Origin of the sequence: Bacillus sp. S14(2024) (assembly GCF_050473785.1) — a bacterium.
GTDB classification, from domain to species: Bacteria; Bacillota; Bacilli; order Bacillales; family Bacillaceae_G; genus Bacillus_A; species Bacillus_A yunxiaonensis.
The window spans coordinates 4,477,501-4,482,500 of record NZ_JBFLUP010000006.1 but is presented as its reverse complement, the minus strand read 5'-3'; the positions used below and the strand labels follow the sequence as shown (position 1 = coordinate 4,482,500).

Sequence of the window (5,000 nt, the reverse complement as noted above, 5' to 3'; positions counted from 1 at the left end):
AGTCTGAATAGGGCGTTTAGTACGTGGTCGTAGACCCGAAACCAGGTGATCTACCCATGTCCAGGGTGAAGTTCAGGTAACACTGAATGGAGGCCCGAACCCACGCACGTTGAAAAGTGCGGGGATGAGGTGTGGGTAGCGGAGAAATTCCAATCGAACCTGGAGATAGCTGGTTCTCCCCGAAATAGCTTTAGGGCTAGCCTCAAGTGTGAGAGTCTTGGAGGTAGAGCACTGATTGGACTAGGGGTCCCCATCGGATTACCGAATTCAGTCAAACTCCGAATGCCAATGACTTATCCTTGGGAGTCAGACTGCGAGTGATAAGATCCGTAGTCAAAAGGGAAACAGCCCAGACCGCCAGCTAAGGTCCCAAAGTGTGTATTAAGTGGAAAAGGATGTGGAGTTGCTTAGACAACTAGGATGTTGGCTTAGAAGCAGCCACCATTTAAAGAGTGCGTAATAGCTCACTAGTCGAGTGACTCTGCGCCGAAAATGTACCGGGGCTAAATACACCACCGAAGCTGCGGATTGATACCTATGGTATCAGTGGTAGGGGAGCGTTCTAAGTGCTGTGAAGTCAGATCGTAAGGACTGGTGGAGCGCTTAGAAGTGAGAATGCCGGTATGAGTAGCGAAAGACGGGTGAGAATCCCGTCCACCGAATGCCTAAGGTTTCCTGAGGAAGGCTCGTCCGCTCAGGGTTAGTCAGGACCTAAGCCGAGGCCGACAGGCGTAGGCGATGGACAACAGGTTGATATTCCTGTACCACCTCTTTATCGTTTGAGCAATGGAGGGACGCAGAAGGATAGAAGAAGCGTGCGATTGGTTGTGCACGTCCAAGCAGTTAGGCTGGTAAGTAGGCAAATCCGCTTACCGCGAAGGCTGAGCTGTGATGGGGAAGCTCCTTATGGAGCGAAGTCTTTGATTCCCCGCTGCCAAGAAAAGCTTCTAGCGAGATAAAAGGTGCCTGTACCGCAAACCGACACAGGTAGGCGAGGAGAGAATCCTAAGGTGAGCGAGAGAACTCTGGTTAAGGAACTCGGCAAAATGACCCCGTAACTTCGGGAGAAGGGGTGCTTTCTTAACGGAAAGCCGCAGTGAATAGGCCCAAGCGACTGTTTAGCAAAAACACAGGTCTCTGCGAAGCCGTAAGGCGAAGTATAGGGGCTGACACCTGCCCGGTGCTGGAAGGTTAAGGAGAGGGGTTAGCGCAAGCGAAGCTCTGAACTGAAGCCCCAGTAAACGGCGGCCGTAACTATAACGGTCCTAAGGTAGCGAAATTCCTTGTCGGGTAAGTTCCGACCCGCACGAAAGGTGTAACGATTTGGGCACTGTCTCAACCAGAGACTCGGTGAAATTATAGTACCTGTGAAGATGCAGGTTACCCGCGACAGGACGGAAAGACCCCGTGGAGCTTTACTGTAGCCTGATATTGAATTTTGGTACAGCTTGTACAGGATAGGCGGGAGCCTTTGAAGCCGGAGCGCTAGCTTCGGTGGAGGCGCTGGTGGGATACCGCCCTGGCTGTATTGAAATTCTAACCTACGGGTCTTATCGACCCGGGAGACAGTGTCAGGTGGGCAGTTTGACTGGGGCGGTCGCCTCCTAAAAAGTAACGGAGGCGCCCAAAGGTTCCCTCAGAATGGTTGGAAATCATTCGTAGAGTGCAAAGGCATAAGGGAGCTTGACTGCGAGACCTACAAGTCGAGCAGGGACGAAAGTCGGGCTTAGTGATCCGGTGGTTCCGCATGGAAGGGCCATCGCTCAACGGATAAAAGCTACCCCGGGGATAACAGGCTTATCTCCCCCAAGAGTCCACATCGACGGGGAGGTTTGGCACCTCGATGTCGGCTCATCGCATCCTGGGGCTGTAGTCGGTCCCAAGGGTTGGGCTGTTCGCCCATTAAAGCGGTACGCGAGCTGGGTTCAGAACGTCGTGAGACAGTTCGGTCCCTATCCGTCGTGGGCGTAGGAAATTTGAGAGGAGCTGTCCTTAGTACGAGAGGACCGGGATGGACGCACCGCTGGTGTACCAGTTGTTCTGCCAAGGGCATAGCTGGGTAGCTATGTGCGGAAGGGATAAGTGCTGAAAGCATCTAAGCATGAAGCCCCCCTCAAGATGAGATTTCCCATAGCGTTAAGCTAGTAAGATCCCTGAAAGATGATCAGGTTGATAGGTTCGAGGTGGAAGCATGGTGACATGTGGAGCTGACGAATACTAATAGATCGAGGACTTAACCATATAATATGAAGCAAATGTTATCTAGTTTTGAAGGAATATACCTTCATGAGTCTGGTAATGATGGCAGAGAGGTCACACCCGTTCCCATACCGAACACGGAAGTTAAGCTCTCTAGCGCCGATGGTAGTTGGGACTTTGTCCCTGTGAGAGTAGGACGTTGCCAGGCAATTTAAGACGAGTCAGTATGACTCGTCTTTTTTGTGTATTTTTATCATTATAAAATAACACTGAATTTCTTAATAAAGGAACTCAGCTTTAATTTATCGAAATAGACGAACCAAGTGGTCATGAAAAAATCTATCAAAACAGGAAATCATTCTTCATTTCTATAAAACATATCAGAAATATCCTTCATTTTTACTAAGAGACCTCGTATTCCAAAGCGTATTAAATTTTCTATGAAAGAAATTAAATGTATTCTTTTTCCCAAAAAACAGCATGAAATCAAATATTGATAAATCATTTGTGTGGATTGGCAATCTCAAAGAGGTATGTGTGCCTCCTGCCTACGGAAAGTGTAAAATACACAATCCTTTTTGTCATGTTTAGAATATGACTTTTTACACTGCTGTATAGAAGGAATTTTCTGTATACTTAGCGCTGTGTGATTTGATATAGGTCTTTGGGCTGAGTTTAGAATCCATCATGGGGTTGATGTGGAGATGTAGGAAAAAATTTACAATCATAAAAGAGTGAAGAGAATATAAGTAGGGAGGATTACGATTTATAGGGATTATGTAAGTGAGATTATTTTCCTTAATACAAAGGGATGGGAGGAATGACGGTGGGGTCGTGGATTCGCTTTTCTTTAAAAAATGTAGGTGTTGTCTTTCTCGCGATGATTTTTATTGTTGTTGGGGGAATATATTCTATTAAAACAATAGAGATGGAAGAAATGCCAAACGTTGATATTCCGTATATGGTTGTGCAAGTCCCTTATATGGGTGCCACGCCAGAGCAAGGATTAAATGATATAGGAAAGCCGTTAGAAACTGCATTTTCTAGTATTCAAAAGCTTGATAATTTATATATTGAAGCTCATAGCAACATGGTAGTTGCTATTTTAGGATTTGATATGGCCAAGAAGATGGATGAGGCCGAAAAAGATGTGACGAGTGCAGTTGCATCTCTAAAATTACCAGAGGATGCAGGGAAACCTGTCGTTATGAAAGATGGACCTTCGCAGATGCCAATATTTACTTTCGCGCTTTCTTCAGACAATGCTAAGCAGGCGGATATTTCACAATATGTAAACGATCGGATTAAACCGACTTTGTCTACTGTTGAAAATATCGGCAAGGTGGATGTGTCAGGTGAAACCGAAAAGCAATTGTCTATTAGACTCGATGTTGAAAAAATGAAAGAAAAAAAGATTACTTATGACATAGTAAAGCAAGCACTTTTAGCACACAATTTTTCTATTCCAGCAGGTCAGGTGAGTATGAATGAAAAAACATTAAATGTTCAAGCTGATTACAAACTTAAATCGCTTACTGACGTGAACAATATGAAAATGGCAGTACCAAGTGCTGGGGGAATAGAAATAGTTAAATTATCAGATATAGCAACTGTAGAGTATGGAAGTAAAATAGAAACTGTATATACGAGATTAAAAGACACGCCTGCAGTTCTTGTATCTGTTAAAGCGCAGCCGGGAGCTAATGCGGTGGAAGTAGTCAAACAAATTAACCAAAAACTATCTGATCTACAATTACCAGAGGGTTATAAACTGACAAAGTTGTATGACAGCTCAAAGCAGGTAGAAAAATCAGTTAATAGTATGCTTAGGGAAGTGTTGCTAGGTACATTGTTTGCTGTCATTGTGACATTTGTATTCTTACGTAATATAAGAGCTACAATTGTAGCTGTGCTATCAATTCCGCTGTCTGTTTTAGCAGCGATGATTACGATGAAGTATTTACACTATAGTTTGAATATGATGACGCTAGCTGGTATTGCAGTAGCTGTTGGTCGAGTAATTGATGATTCTATCGTAGTCATTGAAAACATCTATCGCAGAACGTTAAGTAGCGCAAAGCGTGATGCAAACATGGTGTTAGCGGCTGCTAAAGAAGTTGGCGGTGCGGTTACATCTTCAACAATTACGACTATGGCAGTATTTGGTCCACTTTCATTCGTTCCGGGAATTGTTGGCAAGTTCTTTGCTCCGTTCGGAATTACAGTTATTGTTGCACTTGCTTTTTCTTTACTTGTTTCGTTAACAGTTGTCCCTTTGCTTGCTAAATTTTTCTTGCTACGTTTGAAGCATAAGGAACCGAAAGAAACAATATTGCAGAGAACATATCGGCGTGTGCTGAGCTGGACAATTCAGAAAAAGATGATTACACTCTTTCTCGCTTTTGTTGTATTTGTTTCATCTTTAGGGCTTGTGCCGCTGATTCCGAAAAACTTTTTACCAGAAGAAAAGGCGGCTTCGTATAATCTGACGGCAGATTTACCTGTTGGAACATCACTTGACAAAGCTAATGGTGTAGCTAAAGATATGGAAAGTATTCTTAGTAAACAAGTGAGTGTGAAAAGCTATCAAACGATTGTTTCAGGAGAAAGAATTCGTTTGTCTATTGATTTGAAGGATGATATGACGAAAGAAGGAATAACGACTTTTGAAAAAGACGTAAAAGAAAAGATGAAGAATCTAGGAACGGGCATCGAAACAGCTTTGACACCGATTGGTATAACAGGAGGAGGACAATTTGTTCTTATTGTGGAAGGTGGAAATGCTAAGGATTTGGAGACTG

1 protein-coding gene and 2 rRNA genes (2 of these 3 only partly in view) are annotated in these 5,000 nt (G+C 44.0%); all 3 read left to right on the top strand.

Going from position 1 to position 5,000, the window contains the following annotated elements; genetic code table 11:
* Positions 1-2,241, top strand: a 23S ribosomal RNA gene (locus tag AB1279_RS22565) (it extends 682 nt beyond the left edge of the window).
* A 50-nt stretch (positions 2,242-2,291) separates the two neighbouring features.
* Positions 2,292-2,407 (top strand): 5S ribosomal RNA (gene rrf / locus AB1279_RS22560).
* 618 nt (positions 2,408-3,025) lie between these two features.
* Positions 3,026-5,000, top strand: partial view of an efflux RND transporter permease subunit gene (locus AB1279_RS22555; RefSeq protein WP_429761071.1) — the 5' portion only. 1,055 nt of this gene lie beyond the right edge of the window; 1,975 of the gene's 3,030 nt are visible here — the first part of the coding sequence; its start codon is at positions 3,026-3,028; the stop codon falls past the right edge of the window.